We start from the raw sequence: 25205 nt of genomic DNA on the forward strand, positions 1-25205 counted from the left end.
CCACCGTCTCCCCGGCGGTGCTCCTTGGTCAATGCAAAGAGTGGATGCTGCGGCGGGTCGTTGTCGTCTTGGCCCGCGCCGAGTCTGCATTTTTTTTGCCCCGATACTCAATCTTGCAGCGCAACAGAACGCCACGGTATTGTGATCGGCTGTCTGTTCAGGAGGTGACGGGGCTCTCTGGATTTCCGTGAACGCCGTCGATCTCGACCGCCAGTTCACGCCGGCAGATCGCGGCGTGCAGCAGCATGCGCGGCACCGTGTCGCCGAAGCGGCGGTCCAGCGCCGCGGCCACCAGCGGCAGGTCGGCGCGGTCGCGCACGTACACCTTGAGCCGCGTGCCGGCGCCGAAGCGCGGCGGCAGGGCGGGGCATCGCGCGCGCGCCATGTGCAGCAGCGCATCGAAGTTGGCGAAGGTCTCGTCGACCTGCGCCAGAAGTTCGCCCTCGTGCATCGAGGCATGCCCGACCACGGCGGCGGTGCCGGACAGCAGCAGCGGCATCGCGCTGCCGTCGGCCGCCAGCATCGCGCGCGCGAAGCTCGGCGGCTGCGGGCCGTACTGGCGCGGGTAGTGGTAGGCGCTGACCTGGCGCGGGTTCTCGACCGGCGTGCCGGGCGCGTGCGCGGCCAGCCAGTAGACCTGCACCACGCGTGCCCCATCGCAGCGGCCGATGGCGGTCGCCGCCGGCAGCGTACGGGCATCGAAATCGCCGAGACCGGCGGCGCGGCCTATGCAGAACTCGCGGTAGCGCTCCGCGTCGCCCTGGCCCACGGTGATCGCGTCGAGGTAGTTCCAGATGCGCAGCAGGTGCGGCGTGCGGCTGCCGCGGGTGAATGCCACCAGCCGTGCATAGGCGTGGCGCGCCGCGGCTTCGATGCCGTCCGCGCCCTCTTCCACCTCGATGGCGCCGAACAGCAGCTGGCCGTCGCTGGACCAGCGGATGTCGCCGTCGCGGCCGCGCATCACCGGCGCGTTGGCGCGCCAGACTTCGTATGGCGCATCGCCATGGGGCTCCAGCGGCACGCGCAGGTAGCGCGGATCGGCGAGCGCCTGGGGGACGCGCGCGCCGAAGCCGAACACCGCCAGGGTGTCGTCGCCGAGCAGCGCCTGCGGCGCATCGGCCTGGACATAATCGACGGCCAGGCGTGGCGCGGCTGGCAGTGAGGCGAGCACGCTGTTCATGGGTTGCCGTCTTGCAGCGTGTCGCCGCTGAACTGTTCAGCGACCTGGCGACGGCGGCGCAGCCAGCCGCGCAGCGCCTGCGGCGCGATCACCACGGCGTTCGCCGCGTACAGCAGGCGGAACAGGCGCAGCCGGCGCAGCACCGGCTTGTTGTCGAACACGTCGCCGGCCAGCATCGAGATCACCGCCTGCTCGAGCTGCCAGTCGTTGCGCGGAGCCGCGAACAGGCGCTGCATCACCGGCGTGGTGAAGCGGTGGATGAACCACGAGAAGTGCTTCAGCCCGCGGCGAAGGCGCCGGTCCATGGCGCGCTGCAGGGCGCGCTCGCGCGCCGGCGTGCGCAGGCTGCCGTCGACCACCGTGGCCGCATGCTCGGCGCTGTTCATCGCCAGGTACACGCCCGACGAGAACACCGGGTCGATGAAGGCGAATGCGTCGCCGGCCATCACCCAGCCGTCGCCCGACATCCGGCTGCAGCCGTAGGAGTAGTTGCCCGTGGCGTGCACCGGCGCCACGCGCTCGGCATCCTGCATGCGCGACCACACCGATGGCGCCAGCGCCAGGGTCTGCATCAGGAAGTCTTCGTTGTTGCCGCGGCGCTGCTTGAGGTATTCGGGATGGCATACGGCGCCGACGCTCATCACGTCGCCGCGCAGCGGGATCAGCCAGTACCAGCCGTGCGCGAAGCGGTCGATGGTGATGTTGCCGGCGTCTTCGCCCGCCCGACGCTGCACGCCGCGGAAGTGGCTGAAGATCGCCGCCGACTGGTGGTGGCTGCTCTTCTGCTTGAGCTTGAGCTTGCGGCCGAAAAACGTGTCGCGGCCACTGGCATCCACCACGTAGCGCATGCGCACCCGCAGCGTGTTGCCGTCGGCATCGCGGGCGCGCGCAACGGTGGGGCGTCCGCCCTCGAACTCCACCGCGTCGACCGAAACCTGTTCGCGGCCGTCCACGCCATTGGCGCGGGCGTGTTCGAACAGCAGCTGGTCGAACTCCTCGCGCTTGATCTGGAACGCGTAGCCGTACTTCGGGTTGATGGCGCGGTCGAAGCGGAACACGTTGGTGGTGCCGGCCGCATCCTGCAGCGGGAAATCGGCGCCCTGCTTGTGCACGCCGATCGCGCGCACCTGCTCCAGCACGCCAAGGCGCTCGAGGATCGGCAGGTTCATGGGCAGCAGCGATTCGCCGATGTGGAAGCGCGGATGCAGCGCCTTCTCCAGCATCAGCACGCGCCAGCCGCGCCGGGCCAGCAGGGTCGCGGCGGTGGAACCGGCGGGTCCGCCGCCAATCACCAGCACGTCGGTTTCGATGTCTTGCGCGGAGGCGTCCGTGTCTTCGGTTGTGTTCGACATTTCGCGGCGCTGTGCGGCCATGCGATGATTCCGGGACGCAGATGATAGCGCGCCGCCAGCCGCAGGGCCGGCGGGCCACGGTCGCCACGACCCCAGCCGCAACCCGGAAACCGCAGATGTCCAACCAGACCCCCGCCGAACGCGAACTCGCCGAACTGCTGGTCGAAAGCCTGAACCTCGAGGACGTCGATCCGGCCGGCATCGACCCGGAGGCGCCGCTGTTCAACACCGGGCTGGGCCTGGATTCGATCGACGCGCTGGAGCTCGCGCTGGCGGTCGGCAAGCGCTACGGCTTCCAGCTGCGCTCGGACAACGAGGAAAACCTGCGCATCTTCGCGTCGCTGCGCGCGCTGTCGGCACACGTCGAGCAGCAGCGCACCTGAACGCGCCCGCCGCCGCCGGGACGACGTCCATGGTGCTGGGCCTGCAGGTGGCGATGGCGGTTGCCTACGCGTTGCTGGCGCATGCCGCCAGCGCCACCGGCGACGGCCGCTTCGCCTACGGCGCGCTGCTTTCGCTGGTGGTGATGATGCTGGCCGCCGGCATCGCCGCGCGCCGCACCTGGGCGTGGCTGCTGCTGCCGCTGTCGGTCGCCGCCTGCCACGCGCTCTACCTCGCCGGCCTGGCCGCGGTGCCGTTGCTGCTGGTGCCGGTGGCGTTCGTCGCGCTGATCGCGTGGCTGTTCGGGCGCAGCCTGCAGTCACCACATGGCGCGCTGATCACCCGCATCGTGGCGGCCCTGGACGGCAGCACGCCGGCCACGCTGGCGCCGGACCTGCTCGCCTACAGCCGCGGCCTGACCGCGGCCTGGGCCTGGGTGCTCGCCGGCATGGCGCTGGCCAACCTGGCGCTGGCGCTGGCGGCGGAGCCGGGCGGCCTGCTGGCGAGCCTCGGCATCCGGCCGCCGGTGGCGATCACCCTCGAACAATGGTCGTTGTTCGCAAACCTCCTGACCTACGGCGTCGTGGGCGGGTTCTTTGCCATCGAGTTCATGTACCGCAAGCGGCGTTTCCCTGGCCGCTATGTCAGTTTTCTCTCCTTTCTTCGCCAGATGGCGGCGCTGGGCCCGGCGTTCTGGCGCGACTTCCTGCGCTGAAGCGCGGAAGCGCCTGGCGGCATTGGTATGCTTCGCCGATGCAGATCCGCGTCGACACCATGGAAGAGGCCGAACCGGCCGCGCGACGATTGGCCTGGGGCGCCCACAACGCCCTCGGCTTCGTGTTCATGCTGTTCTGGACGGCGGGCTGGATCAGTCTGGCCTTGCTGGTGCTGGCACTGACGCGGCGCCGCGACCTCGCGCTGCGCATGGCCGCGCGCTGCTGGGCACCCACGCTGATCGCCGGCGCAGGCGCGCGATTCGAGGTGGAAGGCGCCGACGACATCGACTGGTCGCGCGCGCGCCTGCTGGTCTCCAACCACCAGTCGATCATCGACATCTGCGCGTTGTTCCGCGCGGTTCCGGTGCCGCTGCACTTCCTGCTCAAGCAGGAGATGGCGCGGGTGCCGTTCGTGGGCTGGTATGCGCGTGCCTGCGGGATGCTGTTCATCGAGCGCGACAACCCGCGCTCCGGACCGCTGCTGCGCCGCCAGGCCGCGGCGCTGCTGCGCGATGGCCACAGCCTGTGCCTGTTCCCGGAAGGCACGCGCAGCCGCAGCGGCGCGGTGGCGCCGTTCAAGGGCGGCGCGTTCCAGTCCGCGATCGATGCCGGCGTGGAGGTGCTGCCGGTGGCGATCGAGGGCGCCGGCGCGGTGCTGCCGCCCGACCGGATGTTCCGCGTCCGTCCCGGGGTGATCCGCGTGCGCATCGGCACGCCGTTGCCGACCCGTGATGCCGCCGACGCCGTCGCCGTCACCCGCCAGGCCCTGGCCGATGCGGCACACGCCTCCGTGCAGGCGCTGCTGCGCCGCCCGTCCTGAGAGCACTCGGCCACACCATGCAGTTCGTCGTTGCGCCTACCCATCCCTGCCTGCCGGGGCATTTCCCCGGCAGCCCGCTGGTGCCCGGCGTGGTGATCCTCGATCACGTGCTGGCCGCCATCGAGCGCGGGCACGCGCCGACGGGTCCGCTGCGGCTGCCGCAGGTCAAGTTCCTGGCGCCCCTGTTGCCGGGCGTGGTGGCGACGGTGGTGCTCGATGGCGCCGCGCCGCGCTGGCGGTTCCGCGTGCAGGCCGGCGACGTGCTGGTCGCGACCGGCGACGTGGTGGCGGCATGACCCGGCACTGGAAGCAGCGCCGCGAGGGCGGCGGCTGGTTTGCGCTCTGGCTGCTGCGCGGCGTCAGCCGGCACGGCGGGCGCAGGCTGGCACGGCTGCTGCTGTTCCCGATCACGCTGTATTTCCTGCTGCGCCGGCACGAGGAGCGGCGGGATTCGCGCGCCTACCTCGCGCGCGCGCTCGGGCGCCCGGCGCGGCTGCGCGATGTCGCGCGCCACATCCACACCTTCGCCGCCACCATCCTCGACCGCGTGTTCCTGCTCGGCGGCGACGCCGCGCGCTTCGACATCGGCATCAGCGGGCTCAGGCCGCTGCACGAAGTACTCGACCGTGGCTGCGGACTGCTGCTGTTCGGCTCGCACCTCGGCAGCTTCGAGGTGCTGCGCGTGCTTGGCCGGCAGCGCCCCGACGTGCAGATCCGCGTGGTGCTGGACAAGGCGCACAGCCCTGCGGTCACCGCGCTGCTCGATGCGCTCAACCCGGAGATCGCGGCGTCGGTGATCGATGCCAGCCAGGGCGGGCCGGCGATCATGTTCGAGATCCAGCAGGCGGCCGCGGAGGGCGCGGTGATCGCGCTGCTGGTCGACCGCACCCAGCCCGGCGAGCCGTCGCTGCCGGCATCGTTCCTCGGCACCGAAGCCCAGTTCCCGTTGACGCCATGGCAGCTGGCCGCGGTACTGGGCGTGCCGGTGCAGCTCGCCTTCGGCCTGTACCGCGGCGGCTCCCGCTACGATCTGGTGTTCGAGCCCTTTTCCGATGGCCTGGTCATCCCGCGGCGCGAGCGCGCCACCGCGCTGCCGGCGCTCATCGAGCGTTATGCATCGCGCCTTGAGCATCATGTCCGCGATGCGCCATACAACTGGTTCAACTTCTACGACTTCTGGGGCGACCGTGAGCACGACCGAAGCCAGCAAGACTCCACGCCCGACGCCAGGCCCGATGTCAGGGTCCACGCCAGGCATGACCCCCGGCCCGGCGACGACGCCGTTCCGGGTGCGGCGGTGGACGATGCTGCTGACGGCGGCGCTCGCGTTGCTGCCGGCGCTGTCGTCCGCCGCGCAGCCGGCGGCGGTCGATAGCGGCTGGATCCTCGCGCGCCTGGCGCGGCCGGCGCCAATGCGCACGCCGTTCGTCGAGGTGCGCGGTTCGGCGATGCTGAAAGCCCCGTTGCGCATCGAAGGCGTCTACGCGCGTCCCGACGCCGACACGCTGGTGCGCGAGGTGCGCGCCCCGTACGCCGAAACCACGACCATCCGCGGTGGCCGGGCGACGATCGTGCGCGGCACCCGCGCGCCGCGCAGCTTCGCGCTGTCGCGCGCACCCGAACTTGCAGGGCTGCAGGCCAGCTTCGGCGCGCTGCTCGGCGGCGACACCGCGGCGCTGGGGCAGAGTTACCGCACCACGGCCAGCGGCAGCCGCGAGGACTGGACGCTGGTCCTGGTACCGCGTGACGCCGCACTGGCCGCGACCCTGCGCGACATCACCCTGCGCGGCCGCGGCGCCGAGCTGCGCTGCATCGAGACCCGCCCGGTGGAAGGCGAACTGCAGCGCACGCTGCTGGCGGGCGCCGCGCGCTCCGCGGCCGTGGATGCCGACGCCGCGGCGCTGGCCGTGCTGTGCCGCGAGCCCGGCGCCGGCGCGCAATGACGCCCGCACGCCGCACCGCGCTGGCCCTGCTGTGGCTGGCGGCGCTGGCGATCGCCGGTTGGGTGGTGGGCCAGCACCTCGCGCTCAGTGGCGACCTGCGCCGCTTCATGCCGGAGCCGCGCACGGCCGCGCAGAAGCTCCTGATCGACGAACTGGGCGACGGCCCCGGCACGCGCCTGCTGCTGATCTCGCTGTCGGGCGGCGACCCCGAAGCGCTGGCCGCGCAGTCGCAGGCACTGGCGGCCACGCTTGCCGCCAATGACGACTTCGAGTTCGTCGCCAACGGCGGCGATGCCAACCTCGATGCCATCCCGGAATCGCTGCGCGCCTACCGCTACCTGCTGACACCCGGCTTCGATACGCAGCCGCTGGACGCCGCGTACCTCGCCGAGCAGCTCGACGAACGCCTGCAGGATCTCGGCTCGCCGGCCGCCGCGCTGATCGAGCCGCTGTTGCCGTCCGATCCCACGCTGGAATTGCTGAAGGTCGCCGAAGCGTGGCAGCCGGCCGCGGCGCCGTCGCGCCTGCACGGCGTGTGGTTCGACCGTGCCGGCCGCGAGGCGCTGCTGCTGGCGCAGACCCATGCCGGCGGTTTCGACCCGACCGGTCAGCAGCGCGCCTATGACGCGGTGTACGCCGCATTCGCCGCCGCCCGCGGCGATGCGCCTTCGCAGCTGCGGATGACCGGCCCGGGCGCGTTCTCGGTGGAGATCGGCGGCCGCACCGCGCGCGAGGCGCAGTGGGTCGGCGCGATCGACAGCATCTCGCTGATCCTGCTGCTGCTGGTCGCGTATCGCAGCTGGCGCATTCCGTTGCTCGGCGTGCTGCCGCTGGCCACCGCCGGGCTCGCCGGGCTGGGCGCCGTGGCGCTGATGTTCGAGGCCGTGCACGGCATTACCGTGGCCTTCGGCTTCACCCTGATCGGCGTGGTGCAGGACTATCCGATCCACTTCTTCAGCCACCAGCGCGCCGGCCTCACCCCGCAGCGCAACGTGCGCCAGCTGTGGCCCACCCTGGCCACCGGCGTCATCGCCACCTGCATCTCGTACCTCACCTTCCTGTTCTCGGGCGTCGACGGCCTGCGCCAGCTGGCGGTGTTCACCATCGCCGCGCTCGCGGCCGCGGCCCTGGCCACGCGCTACGGCCTGCCGCCGCTGGTCGACCCGTCGCCGCGCGACACCGCCGATTTCCCGCGCGTGCAGGCGCTGTGGCGCGGCATCAACCGCCTGCCGCGCCCGCGCTGGTCGCTGCTGGTGCTGGCCATCGCCTGCGTCGCGGTGCTGGCGACGGCGCGCACGCCGTTCTGGGAAAACGACCTCTCGCGCCTGACGCCGGTGCCGGACGACGCGATGGCCGTCGATACCCGCCTGCGCGACGAGCTGGGCGCACCCGACGTGCGCTACGTGCTGGTGCTGCGCGGCGCCGATGGCGACGCCGCGCTGGCCGCGGCCGAGGCGATCCACCCGCGGCTGGACGCACTGGTGGCAACGGGTGCCATCGACGGCTACGACAGCGCGGCGCGATACCTGCCGTCCGCGGCCACCCAGCGTGCACGCCAGGCCCGCCTTCCGGATCCGGGCACCTTGCAGGCGGCGCTCACCACCGCGCTGCAGGACTCGCCGTTCCGCGAGGACGCGTTCGCGCCGTTCCTGGCCGATGTCGAACACGCGCGCACCGCGCCGCCGCTGCGCGCCGCCGACCTGCGTGGCACGCCCTTGGCCGGCAGCGTGGAAGGCCTGCTGCTGGAGGGCGAGGCCGGTGCCACGGCGCTGGTGTCGCTGAGCGGCCTGTCGGATCCCGCCGCGGTGGCGCGCGTGGCGGCCGACGCCGGTGGCGAGCTGCTGGACATGAAACTGGCCTCGGAGTCGCTGGTCGCGGAATACCGCGGCCGCGTGCTGGCCGCGCTGGCGATCGCCGCGCTGCTGCTGGCGGCGACGGTGTGGATCGCGCTGCGCTCGCCCAGGCGCGTCGTGCGCGTGCTGCTGCCGATGGCGCTGACCACGCTGGTGGTGCTGGCGGTGCTGCGCGGGCTGGGCGTGGAACTCAACCTGTTCCACCTGGTGGCGCTGATCCTCGCCGCCGGCCTCGGGCTCGACTACGCGCTGTTCTTCGAACATGCCGGCGACGACCGCGCCGACCAGCTGCGCACCCTGCACGCTGTGGTGGTGTGCAGCCTGATGACCCTGCTGGTGTTCAGCCTGCTGGCGTTGTCGTCGATTCCGGTGCTGCGCGCGATCGGCAGCACCGTGGCGCTCGGCGTGCTGTCGAACTTCGTGCTCGCCCTGCTGGTGTCGCGCCACCCGCCTGCGGAGTCCCAAGCGTGATCGGCCGCGACGAGATCCTCGCGCTCATCCCGCACCAGGGCGCCATGTGCCTGTGGGACGAGGTGCTGGGCTTCGATGCCAGCAGCATCCGCCTGCGCGCCGGCAACCACCGCGATCCCGCGCATCCGCTGCGCAGCGGCGGCCTGCTGCGCGCGGTGCACCTGTGCGAGTACGGCGCGCAGGCGATGGCGGTGCACGGCGGCCTGCGCGCGCGTGCGTCCGGTGGCGAGGCCGCGCGTGCCGGGATGCTGGTCGCACTGCGCGGGGTGGAGCTGCACTGCGCGCGCATCGATGACCTGGCCGGCGCGCTGGAGTGCGAGGCCGAGCTGCTCATGGAAGGCGAGGCCAGCCAGCAGTACGCGTTCCGCATCCACCATGCCGGCGCGCTGCTGGCAGAGGGCCGCGCGGCGGTGATGCTCGCCGACGCCGCGGCGATGCCGCGATAATCCGCGCATGAACACATCCATGCAGGCTCCACGACGCGCACTGGTCACCGGCGGCAGCGGCGACCTTGGCGGTGCGATCTGCCGGCAGCTGGCCGCGGCCGGCCTGCACGTGGTCGTCCACGGCAATGCCAACCTCGCGCGTGCGCAGGCGGTGGCCGATGCGATCCGCGAAGCCGGCGGCAGTGCCGATGCGGTCGCCTTCGACGTCGCCGACGGCGACGCGACGCGCGCGGCAATCGACGGCCTGCTCGCCGACGGCCCGGTGCAGGTACTGGTCAACAACGCCGGCATCCACGACGACGCGCCGATGGCGGGCATGTCCGACGCGCAGTGGAAGCGGGTCATCGACGTGTCGCTGCACGGCTTCTTCCACGTCACCCAGCCGCTGCTGCTGCCCATGGCGCGCACGCGCTGGGGGCGCATCGTCAGCGTGTCGAGCGTCGCCGCGGTGCTCGGCAACCGCGGCCAGGCGAACTACGCCGCGGCCAAGGCGGCGCTGCATGGCGCGTCGAAATCGCTGGCGCGCGAAATGGCGTCGCGCAACATCACCGTCAACGTGGTCGCGCCCGGCGTGATCGCCGGACGCATGGCCGAGGCCGCGTTCGCGCCCGAGGTGGTGAAGCAGATGGTGCCGGCGGGCCGCGCGGGAACGCCGGACGAAGTGGCGGCGATGGTCGGCTTCCTGTGCTCGGATGCCGCCGGCTACGTCACCGGCCAGGTGATCGGGGTCAACGGCGGCATGGGCTGACGCCGCCGCCGTCGTGGCGCGGTCCGTCGCGGAGGGTTCATGATGGCCAGCGGAAGATTTCCATCCATCGCCGAAGGTGCCGACATGACCGCCATCCACACGCTTCGTTTCGTCGCCGCCAGCGCCGTGCTGCTGCTGGCCGGCTGCGCGTCCTCGCACATCCTCACCGGCACGCCGCGGGCGCCGATCGACCCCGCCCAGGTCCGCGTGTACTACGGTGCGCCGTCCGTGCCGTACGAAGAGATCGCGCTGCTGGAGACCAGCAGCGGTGCGCTCACCTACGGCGAGCAGAACAAGACCGACTCGGTGCTGCGCAAGCTGCGCGAGGAAGCCGCCTCGCTGGGCGCCAACGGCATCCTGTTCCAGGGCACCGCGGACAGCTACGGCGGCAGCGGCGTGAGCGTGGGTGCCGGCGGCGGGCGCTTCGGTGGCCGCAGCCACACCAGCGCTGGCGTCGGCGTGAGCATCAGCCCGCGGCAGAAGCACGCGCGCGGCGTGGCGATCTACGTATCCAACCCGCCGCCGCTGGCCGACCCGCCGGCCGCACCGCCCTCCAACTGAACCGCGGGCCGCGGTCCGCGCGCCAACAGGGCGAGCAGGGGACCGGTCATCACCGTGGTCAGGATCGCCATCGCGAACAGCATGGTGAACAGCACCGGGCCGATCAGCCCCGCGTCCAGGCCGACCTTGATCACCACCAGTTCCATCAGGCCGCGCGCGTTCATCAGTGAGCCCACTGCAAGGCTCGGCCGCCACGGATGGCCGGCAAGGCGCGCGCCCAGCGCACCGCCGGCCACCTTGCCCGCCACCGCCACGGCGACGATCGCCGCCAGCACGCCCACGCTGCCGCCGGTAAACGCGTCCGCGCTCATGCCGAGGCCGGCCAGCGCGAAGAAGATCGGCATCAGCGCCACCACCGCGATGTGCTCGATGCGCTCGATGAGCACCGCCAGCAGGCGGTCATCGCGTGGCAGGCAGGCGCCGAACAGGAACGCGCCGAACACCGCGTGCAGGCCCACCCATTCGGTCGCGGCCGCGCAGGCCAGCATGCCGGCCAGCAGCAGCCCGAACGAGACCGTGGCGCCATCCTCGTCGAGCGGGTGGCGGCGCAGCAGCCACGCATACAGCGGCCGCAGCACCAGGAACACCAGCGCGACGATCAGCAGCAGGCCACCGGCGACGCGGGTGAAGCCGGCATAGCCGTCGCCGCCGCCGGCCAGCGCCAGGATCAGCGCCAGCAGCATCCAGGTGAACACGTCGGCGAGCGCGGCGGCATTGAGCGACAGCTGGCCGACCCCGGTCCGGGTCATGCCGCGATCCTTGAGGATCCGCGCCAGCACCGGGAATGCGGTGATCGACATGGCCGCGGCGAAGAACAGCGCGAACGGCCAGAAGGCGAGCCCATCCGGCGCCAGCGCGGGATACAGCCACACCGCCAGCACCAGGCCCATCGCCATCGGCACGAAGAACGCGCAGGCGCCGACCAGCCCCGCGGCGCGGACCTGCGAACGCAATCCCTGCGGCGCGCGCAGCTCGGCGCCGACCACGAACATGAAGAGCACCAGCCCGAGGGTGGCCAGCGCGGACAGCGGCGCGAGCGACGCGGCCGGGAACAGCGCCGCATGCGTGGCCGGCCACAGCTGCCCGAACACCACCGGGCCGAGCAGCACGCCTGCGGCCATCTCGCCCACCACCGCCGGCTGCCCGAAGCGGCGCAGCAGCAGGCCACAGCCGCGCGCCGCCACCAGGATGGCGAGGAGCTGCAGCAACAGCAGGGTGGTCACGGGGCCGTGCTCACGCCTCGGCGGCGGTCGCCGCGGTCGCCACCTGCCACCAGTGGGCGGGGACCATCTCGGGCTCCGCATCGGGGTCGAAGGCCGGAGCCAGCGCGGCGAGGCCGTGGTCGGCGATGTCCGGGAACGCGGTGCGGGCCAGCGCCAGGATCTCGCCGGCCAGGCGACGCATCGCCTCCACGTTCTCCCCGGCGCGCGCGACGAAGGTGTCGTCGTCCAGCTGCTCCGGCAGCGCGCCGTTCATGCGCCGGCACCAGTCCACGCCGTACTGGTCGAGCGCATGCCCACCGTCGAGCGCGGCGTCCGGATCGCGCAGGCCCCAGTCGCGCAGCAGCGCCTGCATGCCGAGGTTGAGCGCGCGGCCGGTGTTGAACGCGGGGCGCAGCCGGGTCAGCAGCGGCAGGTCGGCCTGGCGCTTGCCGAAGAACAGCGGCGCCAGCAGCGACCAGTAGTAGGCATAGTCCCAGAGCACTTTCAGCGGCATCACCACCGGGTGGCCGAAGACCGGGTACTGGTCCTGGTAGAGCGACAGCGTGTTCTCGTAGAAGCTGAAGTACAGCTGCTGGTAGATCGATGCGTGCATGGCCACCGATTCGCCGGCCAGGTCGCGGTCGATCAGCTCGCAGACGTAGGTGTTGCTGATGGCGATGAAATCGCTGCCGGGCGAATAGAACGGATCCAGGAACAGCCCGGCCTCGCCGGTCAGTGCCCAGCGGTGCCCGGAGTACACCTGCTTGCAGCCATACGAGAAGTGGCGCAGGAACAGGAAGTCCTGCAGCGCGTGCTGCGGCTTGTCGAGCTCGCGCGCGACGTGCGGCTGGTGCTCGCGCAGCCAGTCCATCGCCTTGGCGTGGGTGTTCATGGTGTCCAGCGGGTGCATCTTCGCGTCGCACACGATGCCGACCGAATGCGAGCCGGAGGCCAGCGGGATCAGCCAGAACCAGTAGCCCGGGCCACACATGTGGTTGGTCGAGCGCCAGCGCTCGGCCGGCACGAAGCGCGAACGCCAGCCCGGATCGTCGGACCATGCGTCGAGGTCGAGGTGGCCGTCGACGCGCCACCACACGGCATTGGCGTCATGGTCGTTGGGCTGGGCCAGGTCGAACTTGCGCTTGATCAGCCCCGCGCGCCCCGAGGCGTCGACCACCCAGCGCGCACTGGCGACGTGCTCGCTGCCGTCGTGTTCGTAGCGCACCTCATGCGCGCTGCCGTCCTCGCGCAGCTCCAGGCCGCGGACCACCGCGCCATCGAGGAACTCCACGCCGAGCTTGCGCGCCTCGTCACCGAGGAAGTTCTCGAAGCGGCCGCGGTCGAGCTGCCACGACGGCGTCGGCAGCAGCTTGCTGACCCCGAGCTCGTTGCAGGGACCGACGTCGTCCATGCCCTCGCTGAAGAAGTAGCGCAGGCCGTACTTGCGCACCTGCTGGGTTTCCAGGTGCTCGCGGAAGCCGAGCACGTCGGCGAAATAGTGCGCGCCGATCTCGACGGTGGATTCGCCGACCTTGAACGCGGCTTCCCGCACCGGGTGCGCGCGCCGTTCGATGACCAGGACGTCGAGTCCCGGCCTGCGCTGGCGCAGCTGGATGGCCAGGGTCAGGCCGGCAAGCCCGCCCCCCAGGATGACGATGTCACGCTGCTGCGGGGTTGCGTTCATGGTGGGCTGCCGGGTCCTTGGGCTGCGTGGGGGATGTGTGGGCCGAACTCGCCGCTCGGGTCGTCGATGACCGGCGGCTCGCCGCGTGCCTTGAGGTAGCGGCGCGCGACATCGCCGTGGCGCAGGACCTGGCCGACGACGTGGGTGGTGATGGCGACGAGGTCGCGCACCAGGCGGAAATGGCTCTTGCGGAACTCGGTCGGCTCGCCTGCGCAGGCGTAGCGCGTCTCGATCGGCACCGCGACGATCCGCGCGCCGCTGCGCGCGGCCGATACCAGCATCTGCGCTTCGAACACGAAGCCCTCGCCAGGCACGTCCGGCAGGGTGAACACCGCGCGCGGGTACAGGCGCTGGCCGCTCTGGCTGTCGACCACGCGGAAGCCGCAGGCCCAGCCGAGGCCCCAGTCGCCGAAGTCGTTGCCGATGCGCCGGTGCAGTGGCTGCGAGACGCGCTTGCGCAGCCGCGCGCCGACGATCACGCAGCCCGGGTGGCGGTTGGCGGCATCGATCAGGCGCGGAATGTCGGCGGCGGCGTGCTGGCCGTCGCCGTCCATGGTGACCACCGCCTGCACGCCCTGGCGGGCGGCTTCGGCAAAGCCAGCGCGCAGCGCCGCGCCCTTGCCCATGCGCCGTGCGTGGCGAATCACGGTGACCGGCAGGCCGGCAATCCGGTCCACCGTTCCATCGTCGGAGCCGTCGTCGACCACGATCACGCGCGCCGCCTGCGCCAGCGCGCCCTCCACCACCTCACGGATGCGCAGCGCCTCGTTGAGCGCGGGCACCACGATCGCGACGTTGTCGCGCTGCAGGCGGGTCGCCTCAGCCATGCGCCAGCTCCACGCGCAGCACGCGCCCGGCGCCGGCATCCAGCACCACCAGGTCGCCGCCGGTGGCCAGCGCGTCGAACAGCGGCAGCATTGGCGCCATCGCGTTGCCGGCGCCGCGCCGTGCCAGCGCGCCGTGGGCGGCGGGCGCCGAACCCTCGGTGAGGGTGGCGCGCAGGCGCGTGCCCGCGGCATCGCCGGAGTCGGCGGACAACACCAGCGCCGCGCCGAGCAGGCCTTCGCTGTGCGAGATCTCGCCGAGGGGCCCGACATCGGAGGTGTCATAGGCCACCAGCAGCACGGCCGGGTCGCCGCAGACGAGCTGCACGAGCGCCTCGATGAGCCCCTGCGCGAAACTGGCACGGTGCGCGCTGAGCGCCGTGGCCGGATGCAGGCAGCCGGCGCCGATGGTCCAGTAGCCGGCGGCGGCGTTGTGAACGGAGTTGTGGAAGCGCGTCGGCGACAGCGCGCGCGGATCACTGGCCAGCGTCGCGCACATGTAGTCGGTGATGCCGAGGTCGCCGTGGGTGGAGGCAAACACCGACGGCAGGTCGGCGGGGGCGCGGCCCGCGGCTTCGCAGGCGGCCTGGGCGACGTCCAGCGCCACCGCCACCGAGGGCGGCGCGCGGCGGCGCTCGTTGGGCGCGAGCAGCCGCGGGACGGGCTTGCCGCCCTCTGTCACAGGCGTGCCGGTGGTGGCATGGCTGACCGCGTCGGCCCAGGTTGGCAGCCCGTCCAGCCAGAAGCCGATGCCTTCGATGCGCGCGACCAGGGTGCTCATGCGCGACCGAAGACCAGCGCGCTGTTGTTGCCGCCGAAGCCGAAGGAGTTGTTCATGGCGTAGCGGATGGTCGCGTCCTCGGCGTTGTCGAAGCGGATCTGCGGGCCGCAGGCGGCGTCGTACTCGCTGCTGTGCAGGATGCCCGGCAGCAGGCCGTGCTCGAGTGCGAGCAGCGCGAACACCGACTCGACGATGCCGGCGGCGCCGAGCGTATGCCCGGTCCAGCCCTTGGTGGAGCTGGCGTGCAGGGTGTCAGGGAACATTGCGGCGACCGCGCGCGCCTCGATGGTGTCGTTGGCCGGCGTGGAGGTGCCATGCAGGTTGAGGTAGCCGACCTCGGCGGCATCGATGCCCGCGCGCGCCAGTGCATCGCGCATCGCCAGGCTGGCGCCAAGGCCGTCGGGATGCGGCGACGACATGTGGTGCGCGTCGCTCGATTCTCCGTAGCCACGCAGCTGCAGGCCGTGTGCGCCGGGTGCGGCGCGCTCCAGAAGTGCGAAGCCGCCGGCCTCCCCGAGCGACAGGCCGTCGCGGTCGCGGTCGAACGCCCGGCATGGCGCCGCTGACACCAGTCCCAGCGCGTTGAAGCCGAACAGCACGCTGCCGCACAGGGTGTCCACGCCGCCGACCAGGGCGGCATCCACGATTCCCGCGTTCAGCAGCCGGGCGGCCTGCGCGAACACCTTGGCGCTCGACGAGCACGCGGTGGCCACGGTCACGCAGGGCCCGCGCAGGCCGGTGGCGGCACGCACGAAATCGCCGGGTGAATGCGGGGTGTGCACGATCATGCGCGCCAGGTCGGCGGGGAAGCGCGGCACGCCGTCGGCGCCGGTTTCCAGGCGCGTGTAGCCCTCTTCGGTGGCGCCGATGCTGGCGGTGGAGGTGCCGATGACCACCGCCACGCGCTCCGCCCCATGGCGCGTGCGCGCGGCCGCCACCGCGTCCAGCAGGCCATCCGGCTGCAACGCCAGCCACGCCAGGCGGTTGTTGCGGCACTCCCATTGCGCCATTTCCGGTGGCAGCGGTGCGTCTTCGAGGCCCTCGACACGGCCGATCCACGTCGGCAGCGGGTCGCGGCCGAAATCGTTCCGCCGCAGCCCGCTGCGGCGTTCACGCAGCGCCGCTGCCTGCGCCGCACGGCCACGGCCGAGCGCGGTGGTGGCGGTGTAGGCGGTGATGGCCAGCGCCGGGATGGGCGACAGGGGCTGCGATGGCGACACGTGGGGGACTCGGTGGCGGAAAGTCGCCGAGTATATCCACGCGTCGCGCAACGGCAGTGCGCAGGTGTGTGAACGCTACTTCTTGGCCTGCGCGGGGATGAACTGCGTGCGCACCGCCTCCGCCAGCTGGTCGGGCGGCAACAGGCCCTGGTCGAGCAGGAAGTTGTTGAACGCCAGCCGGTCGAAGCGCGCGCCCAGTGCCAGCTCGGTCTCCATGCGCAGCTCCAGGATGCGCGTGTAGCCGTAGAAGTAGGCGCCGGCCTGGCCGGGGGCGTTGAAGGTGTAGCGGTCGATCTCCTGGCGGGCCATCGCCGGCGACAGCACCACGTCGTCGATCAGCAGGCGGTTGGCGCGCTCGCGGTCGATCAGCCCGAGGTTGAGCATCGGGTCCAGCATCGCCCGCGCCGCGCGCATCAGCCTGAACTGCAGGGCGATCAGCTGCCCGTCGATCGGCTCGTGCGGCACCATCTCGGCCTCGGCGTACAGCGCCCAGCCCTCGACGTTCACGGAGTTGAACGCGAACAGCGTGCGCGCCAGCGAGATCCCGCGCTCGACCATCGCGGTGAACTGCAGCTCGTGCCCGGGGCGGCCCTCGTGCGCGCTCAGCGTCCAGGCGACCGATGGATGGTTGAAGTCGTCATACGAGGCTTCCGGGCCGAGCGCGGGGTTGCCCAGCGGCAGCACGAACGTGCCCTGCTGGCCGGTGTTGCCGACCAGCGGCGCCGGCCTGAAGTTCGGTGCGGGCTGCGCGGCGCTTTCCGCCGGCGTGCCCAGGCGCATCTGCATCGGCCGGTTGGGCACGTCGACGATGCCGTGCTCGCGGATGATCGGGTCGATGGCGTCGATCACCACGCGGTACTCGCGCTCCAGCGCATCGTTGGCGATCACGTCGCGCTTGAGCGCGCGGATCACTTCGCGGTAGTCGCTGGCCGCGATCCTCTTCTCCTTCGCGACCAGCGGTGCGAGCTGCTGCATCATCGCCCGCGTTTCCATGAACTCCAGCTGCGCGCGCTGCACCAGCACCAGCGGGTCGATGTCGATGCCGACCTGCTTCAGGCGCTCGGCATACAGCTCCGGCGGCAGCTGCGTATCGGTGCGCGCCTCCGGCAGCACGTCGGCGCGTACCCAGGCGGCGTAATCCTTCGACTGCGCGTCGAGCGCCGCCAGGGCCTCGTCCATGCCGTCGATGCCGTACTCGGTGAACTGCGTGCGGATGCCGGCGGCGTAGGTGTCGACGTTCTGCAGCGCCTGTTCGACCTCGAGCCTGGTGGGGCGCAGCAGCGACGCGTCGCCGACGCGCTCCTCGTAGCGCTGGCGGGCCTGGACCATGACCGGGGTGGTGCCCGGCGCCAGGCCCACGTAGCGCGCCAGGCGCTCGCGGGCGTGCGCGCGGCGCTCGGCCGGCACCTGCTTCGACAGCAGGCCGTTGATGCCCTGGAAGACCAGCTGCGGCGCGTCGGCGAACGGCAGCACCATGCGCTCCTGCAGCGCGCTGCTGGCGATCGCCTCGTCGGCGGCGCGGATCATGATCGCCAGGTCCTGGCGGACGTTGGCGTCGCGCTCCAGCTCCAGCCGGCGCTGCAGCTCGGCGCGCGCGGTGGCGGTGGCCGCGCGGAAGCGGGCGCCGTTGTCGGGGCCGAGGTCCGCGGTGAGCGTATCCAGGCCGGGAATGCCGAAGAACGAGAAGCCCTCGGGCGCGAACTTCGCCTGGGCATCGATCAGCACCTGCGCATGCTCGTTGCTGCGCGTCACCCAGGCCGGCGTGGCGGCCACTGCGGCCGCGGGAGCAGGCGCAGGCGCCTGCGCGTAGGCGGTGGTCGGCGCGGCCAGCGCAAGCATGATGGCGAGGGCAAGGGTCTTCATGGCAGCGTCGGTCCGTGTGGCTGGAGCGGCGACGCTAACCCCCGCTGCCGCGGCCCGCAACGGGCCGCAGGTCATGGGTGCGCGTCAGGGCGCGAGGCACTTCCCGAGGAAGCGCTCGGCCAGCCGGTAGCGGTGCAGGGCATCGGCGCCGCGCAGGCCATGCTTGGCGCCGGGGTAGGTCATCAGCTCGAAGCGCGTGCCGCGCTTCTGCAGCGCAGACATCAGGCCGGTGGCATTGCTGAAGAGCACGTTGTCGTCGGCCATGCCGTGCACCAGCAGCAGCGCGTCGTCGCGGATGCCGTCGAGGTGGGTGAACACGCTGGCGTGGCGGTAGCCGTCGACGTTGGCGCCGGGCAGGTCCATGTAGCGTTCGGTGTAGTGGGTGTCGTACAGCGCCCAGTCGGCCACCGGTGCACCGGCAATGCCGCAGCGGAAGTCGCCTGGCGCCTGCCCCAGCAGCATCAGCGTCATGTAGCCGCCGTTCGACCAGCCGTGCACGCCGATGCGCGCGCCATCCACCCAGGGCTGGGCGCGCAGCCAGGCCACGCCGGCGCGCTGGTCGGCCACTTCCACCGTGCCCTGCCTGCCGTACAGCGCGCCGCCGAAGTCGCGCCCGCGCCGCGGCGTGCCGCGGTTGTCGAGCGAGAACACCACGTAGCCCTGCTGCGCGAGGTACTGGTTGAAGAACGCATCGGCGCGGCCCGGCCAGGCGTCGAGCACGGTCTGCGCGGCGGGCCCGCCGTACACGAACACCACCACCGGGTACTGCCGGGCCGGGTCGAAGCCGGCGGGCTTGACCACGCTGTAGTGCAGCGGCGTGCGACCGTCGGCCGCGGTGAGCGTGCCGAACTCGGTGGCCAGGTGCGCGGCGCGGTACGGCGCGTACGCATGCACGGGATCGGCGAGGTCGTTGTCGACCAGCGCCGCGACCAGGCTGCCGTCGGCGCGGTGCAGGTCCATGCGCGGCGGCGTGCGCGTGTTCGACCAGCTGTCGACGTAGACGCTGGCGTTGCGCGCGAAGCTGATGGCGTGCGTACCCGGCTGCGAGCCGAGCGCCACGATGTCGCCACCCGCCAGCGGCACCGCATGCAGCGCCGACTGCGTGGGCGACGCGCGCCCGGCGATGAAGTACGCCAGGCCCTTGTCCTCGTCGACCGCGGCCAGGCGGTCCACCGGCCAATCGCCGCGGGTCAGCTGCTGCATCGACCGGCCGTCCTCGGACGCGATGTACAGGTGCTCGAAGCCGTCGCGCTCCGACGACCACAGGAAACGCCCGTCGCGCAGGAAGCGCAGGCTGTCGTGCAGCGGCACCCAGGTCTTCGCGGTCTCGGTGGCCAGGGTGCGCTGCCGGCCGCTGGCGAGCGTGGTCTCGACCAGCTCCAGGCGGCGCTGGTTGCGCGACTGGCGCTGGAAGGTGAGGCGCTCGGGGTCGCGCCAGTCGACGCGGGCGAGGTAGATGTCGGGATCGGCGCCCAGATCGATGCGCAGCGGTTTGTCTTCGCCGAGCCGCGCCACGAACAGCTCGACGCCCACGTTGGCATCGCCGGCCGCGGGGTAGCGCTGCTCCACGACTTCGGTGCGGTCCGCGTACACCTCGTAGCGCTTCTGCACCGGGACCGGCGACTCGTCGATGCGCGCGTAGGCAATGGCGGAATCATCAGGCGCCCACCAGTAGCCGGTGTGGCGCGCCATCTCCTCGTCGGCGACGAATTCGGCCACGCCGTTGCCGATGGTGGTGCTGCCGTCACGGGTCAGCTGCCGCTCGCGGCCGTCGGCGAGGTCGATCACCCACAGGTTGCGGGCGCGGATGAAGCTGACATGGCCGCCGAGTGGCGACACCTTGGGGTCGGTGGCGAAGCCCGCGCCGCTGGTGAGGCGGCGCACGGCGTCGGCGCCCTGCTTGGACAGGTCGTACAGGTACAGCTCGCCACCGAGCGGGAACAGCAGGTGGCGGGCGTCCGGCGCCCACTGGTAGTCGACGATGCCCGACAGCGCGGCGATGCGCTGGCGCTCGCGGCGCGCCTTCTCCTCGTCGCTGAGCACTTCGGTGCCGGGTTGCACCACCGCGGAATCGACCAGCATCGCGGTTTCACCGCTGGCCACGTCGTACGCCCACAGGTCGAGGCGGTTGCGGTCGCTGTCCTTGCCGCGCAGGAACGTCACCCGAGAGCCGTCGGGCGCCACCTGCGGCTTCAGCAGGGTCGGCCCGGACAGTGGCGCATCGCCGGTGATCGCCTCCAGCGTCAGACGCGAGGCGGCGGGCGCAGCGGCGGGCGGGGCGGCATGGGCGTGGGCGATGGTCAGGGTCATCAGGGCGGTGGCCAGCAGCAGGCGCATCAGGGGCGTCCGGGGAATCGTGGAGGCGGCCATCATGCCGCAAGCCCCCGCCGGGTTCCCCGGGCGGGGCAAGCGGGTCGGCGCCGGTGAAGCGTCAGTCGCGGCGCGCGCCCTGGCCGAACAGCTGCGCCTTCGCCTCGTCCGACATCGGCTTGTCGAGGTCCGGATTCACCTGCGCCGCCAGCGCGTAGGCGCGCTGCGTGGCCGGGCGCGCGGCGATCGCCGCCTGCCAGCGGCGCAGCTCCGCGAACGGTGCCAGGTCGACCGGGGCGCTGGTGTAGGGGTTGATCCAGGGGTAGGCGGCCATGTCGGCGATCGTGTAGGCGTCGCCGGCGATGAACGCGCGGCCGGCCAGGCGCCTGTCGAGCACCGACAGCAGGCGCTCCACCTCGCGGGTGTAGCGGTCGATGGCGTACGGGATCTTCTCGGGCGCGTAGACGTTGAAATGGCCGTACTGGCCGGTCATCGGGCCCAGCCCGCCCATCTGCCAGAACAGCCACTCCAGCGTGGCGGCACGGCCGCGCAGGTCGGCGGGCAGGAAACGCCCCGTCTTCTCGGCCAGGTACAGCAGGATCGCGCCGGACTCGAACACGCTGACCGGCGCGCCGCCATCCGCCGGCGCGGTGTCGACGATCGCCGGCATCTTGTTGTTGGGCGAGATGGCGAGGAAGTCCGGCGCGAACTGCGCGCCCTTGCCGATGTCGACCGGAACAATCCGGTACTCCAGCCCGGCCTCCTCGAGGAGCAGGGTGACCTTGTGGCCATTCGGCGTCGGCCAGTAGTGGAGGTCGATCATGGCGGGCTCCTCGCGGGTGGGCAGTGGAGTCTAGGCCGGCGTGCCTCGCCGACGCGCGCGTGCGGGCGCAACGCTGCGTCACGTCGCCCCGGCGGGGCGCTGGCGGGGGTCAACGTCGTGCCGCTTGGCAGCGGCGGCGGGCGGCCGCTACGCTTCGCCGGTTTTTCCCTCGCCAAGGATCCCGATGTCGCGACCCCCAGTACCCAGGCTCGGCCTGCTCCCCCACCTCATCTTCAGTTCCCGCTGGCTGCAGCTCCCGCTGTACCTGGGCCTGATCGCCGCGCAGTGCGTGTACGTGTTCCTGTTCGCCAAGGAGCTGGTGCACCTGATCCAGCTGACCCCGTCGCTGGGCGAGCAGGAGATCATGCTGATCGTGCTCGGCCTGATCGACGTGGTGATGATCTCCAACCTGCTGGTGATGGTGATCGTGGGCGGCTACGAGACATTCGTCTCGCGCCTTGGGCTGAAGGACCACCCGGACCAGCCGGAATGGCTGTCGCACGTGAACGCCAGCGTGCTCAAGGTGAAGCTGGCGATGGCGATCATCGGCATCTCGTCCATCCACCTTCTGAAGACCTTCATCGAAGCCGGCACGCTGGGCAGCGGGCTGCCGTACTGCACGTCGGCCGAGGGCATTGCCGCGGTGACCGCGGCCGCCGCGGCGGGCATCAAGGGCAAGGCCTGCACCAACGCCACCGAAATGGGCGTGCTGTGGCAGACGGTGATCCATTTCGCCTTCATCCTGTCGGCGATGGGCATCGCCTGGACCGACAAGCTGATGACGGGGTCGGCCACCCGGCGCGAACACGCGCACTGAGCGCGGCGCGGCCGCGCGCCGCGTCATCGGTGGGGGCGTCCCGCGTCGCGTAAAATGCCGCGATGGATGTCTCCCACCTGCTCGACGGCCTCAACGAGGCCCAGCGCGAGGCCGTTTCGGCGCCTCCCGGCCACTACCTGGTGCTTGCCGGCGCCGGTTCGGGCAAGACCCGCGTGCTCACCCACCGCATCGCCTGGCTGAACGAGGTCTACGCGGTGCCGGTGCACGGCATCTTCGCGGTCACCTTCACCAACAAGGCCGCGGCCGAGATGCGCCACCGCACCGACGCGCTGCTGCGCCATGGCAGCCGCGGCCTGTGGATCGGCACCTTCCACGGCCTGGCGCACCGCCTGCTGCGCCTCCACTGGCAGGACGCGAAGCTGCCGGAAGCGTTCCAGATCCTCGATTCCGACGACCAGCTGCGGCTGGTGAAGCGCGTGGTGCAGCAGCTCGAGCTGGACGAAGCACGCTTTCCGCCGCGCCAGATCGCGTGGTGGATCAACGCGCAGAAGGATGAAGGCCGGCGCGCGGCGCACATCCAGGACGGCCAGGACGAGTGGTCGTCGGTGATGCTCAAGGCGTACGCGCTGTACCAGGAGCGCTGCGACCGCGCCGGGCTGGTGGACTTCGCCGAGATCCTGCTGCGCGCGCACGAGCTGCTGCGCGACACGCCGGTGCTGCTGGCGCACTACCGCCAGCGCTTCGCGCACCTGCTGGTGGACGAGTTCCAGGACACCAACGCCATCCAGTACGGGTTCGTGCGGCTGCTGGCGGGCGAGGCCGGCCAGGTGTTCGTGGTCGGCGACGACGACCAGGCGATCTACGGCTGGCGCGGCGCCAAGGTCGAGAACGTGCAGCGCTTCCTGCAGGATTTCGACGGCGCGCAGACCATCCGCCTGGAGCAGAACTACCGCTCCACCGCCAGCATCCTCGACGCCGCCAACGCGGTGATCGCCCACAACCCGCAGCGCCTGGGCAAGCGGCTGTGGACGGAAAGCGGGCAGGGCGACCCGATCGACCTGTTCGCGGCCTACAACGAGATCGACGAGGCCGAATACATCGTCGGCCGCATCCGCGAGTGGGTGCGCGACGGCGGCAGCCACGGTGATTGCGCGGTGCTGTACCGCAGCAACGCGCAGTCGCGGATCATCGAGGAGAAGCTGCTCGCCGCGCAGCTGCCGTACCGCGTCTATGGCGGCGTGCGCTTCTTCGAACGCGCCGAGGTCAAGGACACGCTGGCCTACCTGCGCCTGGTCGCCAACCACGCCGACGACGCCGCCTTCGAGCGCGCGGTCAACACGCCGGTGCGCGGCATCGGCGGGCGCACGCTGGACGAAGTGCGCATGCGTGCGCGCCGCGACAGCGTGTCGCTGTGGGAGGCGTCGGTGCGCGAAGCGCAGTCGGGCGGGCTGGCCGGGCGTGCGCGCAACGCGCTGGCGGCTTTCCACGCGCTGATCGATGCGATCGGCGGCGAGCTCGGCGAGCTGCCGCTGAAGGACAAGATCGACCACGTGCTGCTGCGATCGGGCCTGCGCGAGCACTACGCGCGCGAGTCCAAGGGCAGCCTCGACTCGCGCGTCGACAACCTCGACGAGCTGGTGTCGGTGGCCTCACGCTTCGTGCGCGGCGACGACGACGACAGCGCCGGCATGGACGACCTGGTGGCGTTCCTCGCCTACGCCGCGCTCGAAGCCGGCGAAGGCCAGGCCCAGGCCGGCGAGGACGGCGTGCAGCTGATGACCCTGCACAGCGCCAAGGGCCTGGAGTTCCCGCTGGTGTTCCTGGCGGGCCTGGAAGAAGGCCTGTTCCCGAACACGCGCTCCATCGAAGAGGCCGGGCGCCTCGAAGAGGAACGGCGGCTGGCCTACGTGGGCATCACCCGTGCGCGCCAGAAGCTGGTGCTGAGCCATGCCGAGACGCGGCGCCTGCACGGCCAGGACATGTACGGCATGCCCTCGCGCTTCCTGCGCGAGATCCCGCCGGCCCTGCTCAACGAGGTGCGGCCGAAGGTGCAGGTGCAGCGGCCGCGCTTCACGCCGACGCCGCGTCGCGACCACGGTCACGCGCTGGTCGAGGACACGGCCGGGCTGATGGTGGGACAGAACGTGCTCCACGCCAGCTTCGGCGGCGGCGTGGTGACCGACATCGAGGGCGCTGGCGCGCATGCGCGTGTGCAGGTCAACTTCGACGACGTCGGCAGCAAGTGGCTGGTGATGGCCTACGCGAAGCTGCAGCCGGCCTGAGGGCGATGCGTCAGTCGCGGATCGCGAACGCGGGCGAGTCGTCCAGCGTGCCGTCGGGAAGCAGCACGGCATGGCGCTTGCCTTCGCGGTCCACGACCACGGGAATCGCGTCCTGGAACATCGGCCGACGCACGAACTTCAGCGTCCAGCCGAAATGCTCGAGCGTCTCCAGTGCCTTCACTTGTGCCGGGGTGAGACCGGCGCGCAGCGTGGCAGGCTCACTGGCCTGCGGCTTGCGTCGCTCGCGACCGTACATTCGATTCCATCTGTTCTGTTTCGAGGATTCTGTTGCCGGCGCATTGTACGGAACGTGAAGTGGCGCGTGCCGCGAACACTGCGACCTCACGCTGCGCCGGTGACGTGCTCGTAGAGGATGAAGCAGCCGATCACCAGCAGCATCACGCCGCCGCCGATCTCGGCGCGCTTGCCCGCCAGCGCGCCCAGCACGCGACCCAGCAGGATGCCCAGGGTCACCATCACCAGCGTGGTCAGTCCGATCACCGCCGCCACGACCATGATGTTGACGTCGAGGAACGCGAGGCCCACGCCCACCACCATCGCATCGATGCTTGTCGCGAACCCGGTGGCGGCGAGTGCCCAGAATCCGTGGTGGTTCGGTGGATCGCCTGCATCATCGTCGCTGCGCAGTCCGGCCCAGATCATGCGCAGGCCAAGCAGCACCAGCAGCGTGAACGCGATCCAGTGGTCCCAGGCCCGCACGTACGGCGCGGCCGCGGTGCCCAGTGCCCAGCCGATGACGGGAGTCAGGCCCTCGATGACGCCGAAGATCAGCCCGGCGCGCAGCGCATCGCGCAGCCGCGGCGTGCGCATCGCCGCGCCCTTGCCGACGGCGGCGGCAAACGCGTCGGTCGACATCGCGATGCCGAGCAGGAGGATCGAAAGTGGATGCATGTGGGGTCCAGGGCCGGGCGTGCGGACAACGGCACGCGGCGTGCCCGACCCGGAG

General features: G+C 71.6%; 23 protein-coding genes and 1 pseudogene. 12 read left to right on the forward strand and 12 right to left on the reverse strand.

Annotation, left to right across the window (positions count from 1 at the left end; genetic code table 11):
- Positions 1 to 157 precede the first annotated feature (157 nt).
- Together JHB91_RS10865 and JHB91_RS10870 are read right to left on the reverse strand one after the other, a co-directional pair.
- Positions 158 to 1180 carry a pteridine-dependent deoxygenase gene (locus JHB91_RS10865; protein ID WP_199472880.1) on the reverse strand — a complete coding sequence of 341 codons (1023 nt, stop codon included), beginning with the start codon at positions 1178 to 1180 and terminating at the stop codon, positions 158 to 160.
- Positions 1177 to 2532 carry an NAD(P)/FAD-dependent oxidoreductase gene (locus JHB91_RS10870; protein ID WP_199473238.1) on the reverse strand — a complete coding sequence of 452 codons (1356 nt, stop codon included), beginning with the start codon at positions 2530 to 2532 and terminating at the stop codon, positions 1177 to 1179. Before JHB91_RS10870 ends, JHB91_RS10865 begins: the two co-directional genes overlap by 4 nt.
- 116 nt (positions 2533 to 2648) lie before the next feature.
- On the opposite strand from JHB91_RS10870, the gene JHB91_RS10875 reads away from it, so the two are divergent.
- From JHB91_RS10875 to JHB91_RS10920, 10 genes and pseudogenes are all read left to right on the forward strand, one after another.
- The gene (locus JHB91_RS10875; RefSeq protein WP_199373927.1) at positions 2649 to 2915 is read left to right on the forward strand and encodes a phosphopantetheine-binding protein; all 267 of its coding nucleotides are present in this window, start codon (positions 2649 to 2651) and stop codon (positions 2913 to 2915) included.
- Positions 2916 to 2944: 29 nt separating this feature from the next.
- Positions 2945 to 3628, forward strand: a complete 684-nt coding sequence (locus JHB91_RS10880; protein WP_199373925.1) for a ketosynthase — start codon at positions 2945 to 2947, stop codon at positions 3626 to 3628.
- Between the two features lie 128 nt (positions 3629 to 3756).
- On the forward strand, positions 3757 to 4449 hold the full coding sequence (locus tag JHB91_RS10885) for a lysophospholipid acyltransferase family protein (protein ID WP_233348266.1): 693 nt from the start codon (positions 3757 to 3759) through the stop codon (positions 4447 to 4449).
- A 17-nt stretch (positions 4450 to 4466) separates the two neighbouring features.
- Entirely contained in the window at positions 4467 to 4745 is a 279-nt protein-coding gene (locus JHB91_RS10890; protein ID WP_199373923.1) for a hypothetical protein, read from the forward strand.
- A pseudogene (locus tag JHB91_RS10895) lies at positions 4742 to 5629 on the forward strand (acyltransferase); the annotation flags it as partial. The gene JHB91_RS10890 and the pseudogene JHB91_RS10895, both read left to right, overlap by 4 nt.
- Positions 5630 to 5753: 124 nt before the next feature.
- A complete protein-coding gene (locus tag JHB91_RS10900) occupies positions 5754 to 6392 on the forward strand; it encodes a LolA-related protein (RefSeq protein ID WP_199472881.1) in 639 nt (212 codons plus the stop codon).
- Positions 6389 to 8716, forward strand: a complete 2328-nt coding sequence (locus JHB91_RS10905) for an MMPL family transporter (protein WP_199472882.1) — start codon at positions 6389 to 6391, stop codon at positions 8714 to 8716. The genes JHB91_RS10900 and JHB91_RS10905 overlap by 4 nt, the downstream gene beginning before the upstream one ends.
- Positions 8713 to 9162 carry a phosphotransferase gene (locus JHB91_RS10910; protein ID WP_199472883.1) on the forward strand — a complete coding sequence of 150 codons (450 nt, stop codon included), beginning with the start codon at positions 8713 to 8715 and terminating at the stop codon, positions 9160 to 9162. The genes JHB91_RS10905 and JHB91_RS10910 overlap by 4 nt, the downstream gene beginning before the upstream one ends.
- A gap of 7 nt (positions 9163 to 9169) precedes the next feature.
- Positions 9170 to 9910 (forward strand): 3-oxoacyl-ACP reductase FabG, encoded by a 741-nt coding sequence (gene fabG, locus JHB91_RS10915; RefSeq protein ID WP_199472884.1) that lies wholly within the window; start codon positions 9170 to 9172, stop codon positions 9908 to 9910.
- Between the two features lie 84 nt (positions 9911 to 9994).
- The gene (locus JHB91_RS10920) at positions 9995 to 10471 is read left to right on the forward strand and encodes a hypothetical protein (RefSeq protein ID WP_199373912.1); all 477 of its coding nucleotides are present in this window, start codon (positions 9995 to 9997) and stop codon (positions 10469 to 10471) included.
- Here JHB91_RS10920 and JHB91_RS10925 read toward each other — a convergent pair.
- The 8 genes from JHB91_RS10925 to JHB91_RS10960 form a co-directional block, all read right to left on the reverse strand.
- Positions 10414 to 11694, reverse strand: a complete 1281-nt coding sequence (locus tag JHB91_RS10925) for a cation:proton antiporter (protein ID WP_343225092.1) — start codon at positions 11692 to 11694, stop codon at positions 10414 to 10416. The two genes, JHB91_RS10920 and JHB91_RS10925, sit on opposite strands and share 58 nt — an antisense overlap.
- A 10-nt stretch (positions 11695 to 11704) precedes the next feature.
- The gene (locus JHB91_RS10930; RefSeq protein ID WP_199472886.1) at positions 11705 to 13357 is read right to left on the reverse strand and encodes an FAD-dependent oxidoreductase; all 1653 of its coding nucleotides are present in this window, start codon (positions 13355 to 13357) and stop codon (positions 11705 to 11707) included.
- On the reverse strand, positions 13354 to 14184 hold the full coding sequence (locus JHB91_RS10935) for a glycosyltransferase family 2 protein (protein WP_199472887.1): 831 nt from the start codon (positions 14182 to 14184) through the stop codon (positions 13354 to 13356). The genes JHB91_RS10930 and JHB91_RS10935 overlap by 4 nt, the downstream gene beginning before the upstream one ends.
- Complete coding sequence (locus tag JHB91_RS10940) at positions 14177 to 14962, reverse strand: beta-ketoacyl synthase chain length factor (protein ID WP_199472888.1); 786 nt, start codon at positions 14960 to 14962, stop codon at positions 14177 to 14179. The genes JHB91_RS10935 and JHB91_RS10940 overlap by 8 nt, the downstream gene beginning before the upstream one ends.
- Entirely contained in the window at positions 14959 to 16155 is a 1197-nt protein-coding gene (locus tag JHB91_RS10945; RefSeq protein WP_199473239.1) for a beta-ketoacyl-[acyl-carrier-protein] synthase family protein, read from the reverse strand. Before JHB91_RS10945 ends, JHB91_RS10940 begins: the two co-directional genes overlap by 4 nt.
- A 102-nt stretch (positions 16156 to 16257) precedes the next feature.
- Complete coding sequence (locus JHB91_RS10950) at positions 16258 to 18045, reverse strand: DUF885 domain-containing protein (protein ID WP_199472889.1); 1788 nt, start codon at positions 18043 to 18045, stop codon at positions 16258 to 16260.
- A gap of 84 nt (positions 18046 to 18129) precedes the next feature.
- Positions 18130 to 20382, reverse strand: coding sequence for a DPP IV N-terminal domain-containing protein (locus tag JHB91_RS10955; protein WP_199472890.1), 2253 nt, complete (start codon positions 20380 to 20382; stop codon positions 18130 to 18132).
- A 94-nt stretch (positions 20383 to 20476) separates the two neighbouring features.
- On the reverse strand, positions 20477 to 21178 hold the full coding sequence (locus JHB91_RS10960) for a glutathione S-transferase N-terminal domain-containing protein (RefSeq protein ID WP_199472891.1): 702 nt from the start codon (positions 21176 to 21178) through the stop codon (positions 20477 to 20479).
- Between the two features lie 184 nt (positions 21179 to 21362).
- On the opposite strand from JHB91_RS10960, the gene JHB91_RS10965 reads away from it, so the two are divergent.
- Positions 21363 to 21995, forward strand: coding sequence for a TIGR00645 family protein (locus JHB91_RS10965; protein WP_199472892.1), 633 nt, complete (start codon positions 21363 to 21365; stop codon positions 21993 to 21995).
- Positions 21996 to 22057: 62 nt separating this feature from the next.
- The gene (uvrD, locus tag JHB91_RS10970; protein WP_199472893.1) at positions 22058 to 24238 is read left to right on the forward strand and encodes a DNA helicase II; all 2181 of its coding nucleotides are present in this window, start codon (positions 22058 to 22060) and stop codon (positions 24236 to 24238) included.
- Positions 24239 to 24248: 10 nt separating this feature from the next.
- On the opposite strand, the gene JHB91_RS10975 is transcribed toward uvrD, so the two are convergent.
- Both JHB91_RS10975 and JHB91_RS10980 read right to left on the reverse strand, forming a co-directional pair.
- Positions 24249 to 24494 carry a hypothetical protein gene (locus tag JHB91_RS10975; protein ID WP_199472894.1) on the reverse strand — a complete coding sequence of 82 codons (246 nt, stop codon included), beginning with the start codon at positions 24492 to 24494 and terminating at the stop codon, positions 24249 to 24251.
- Positions 24495 to 24580: 86 nt separating this feature from the next.
- A complete protein-coding gene (locus JHB91_RS10980; RefSeq protein ID WP_199472895.1) occupies positions 24581 to 25150 on the reverse strand; it encodes a manganese efflux pump MntP family protein in 570 nt (189 codons plus the stop codon).
- Between the last annotated feature and the right edge of the window lie 55 nt (positions 25151 to 25205).

Source organism: Luteimonas sp. MC1828 (genome assembly GCF_016461615.1).
Taxonomy (GTDB): Bacteria; Pseudomonadota; Gammaproteobacteria; order Xanthomonadales; family Xanthomonadaceae; genus Luteimonas.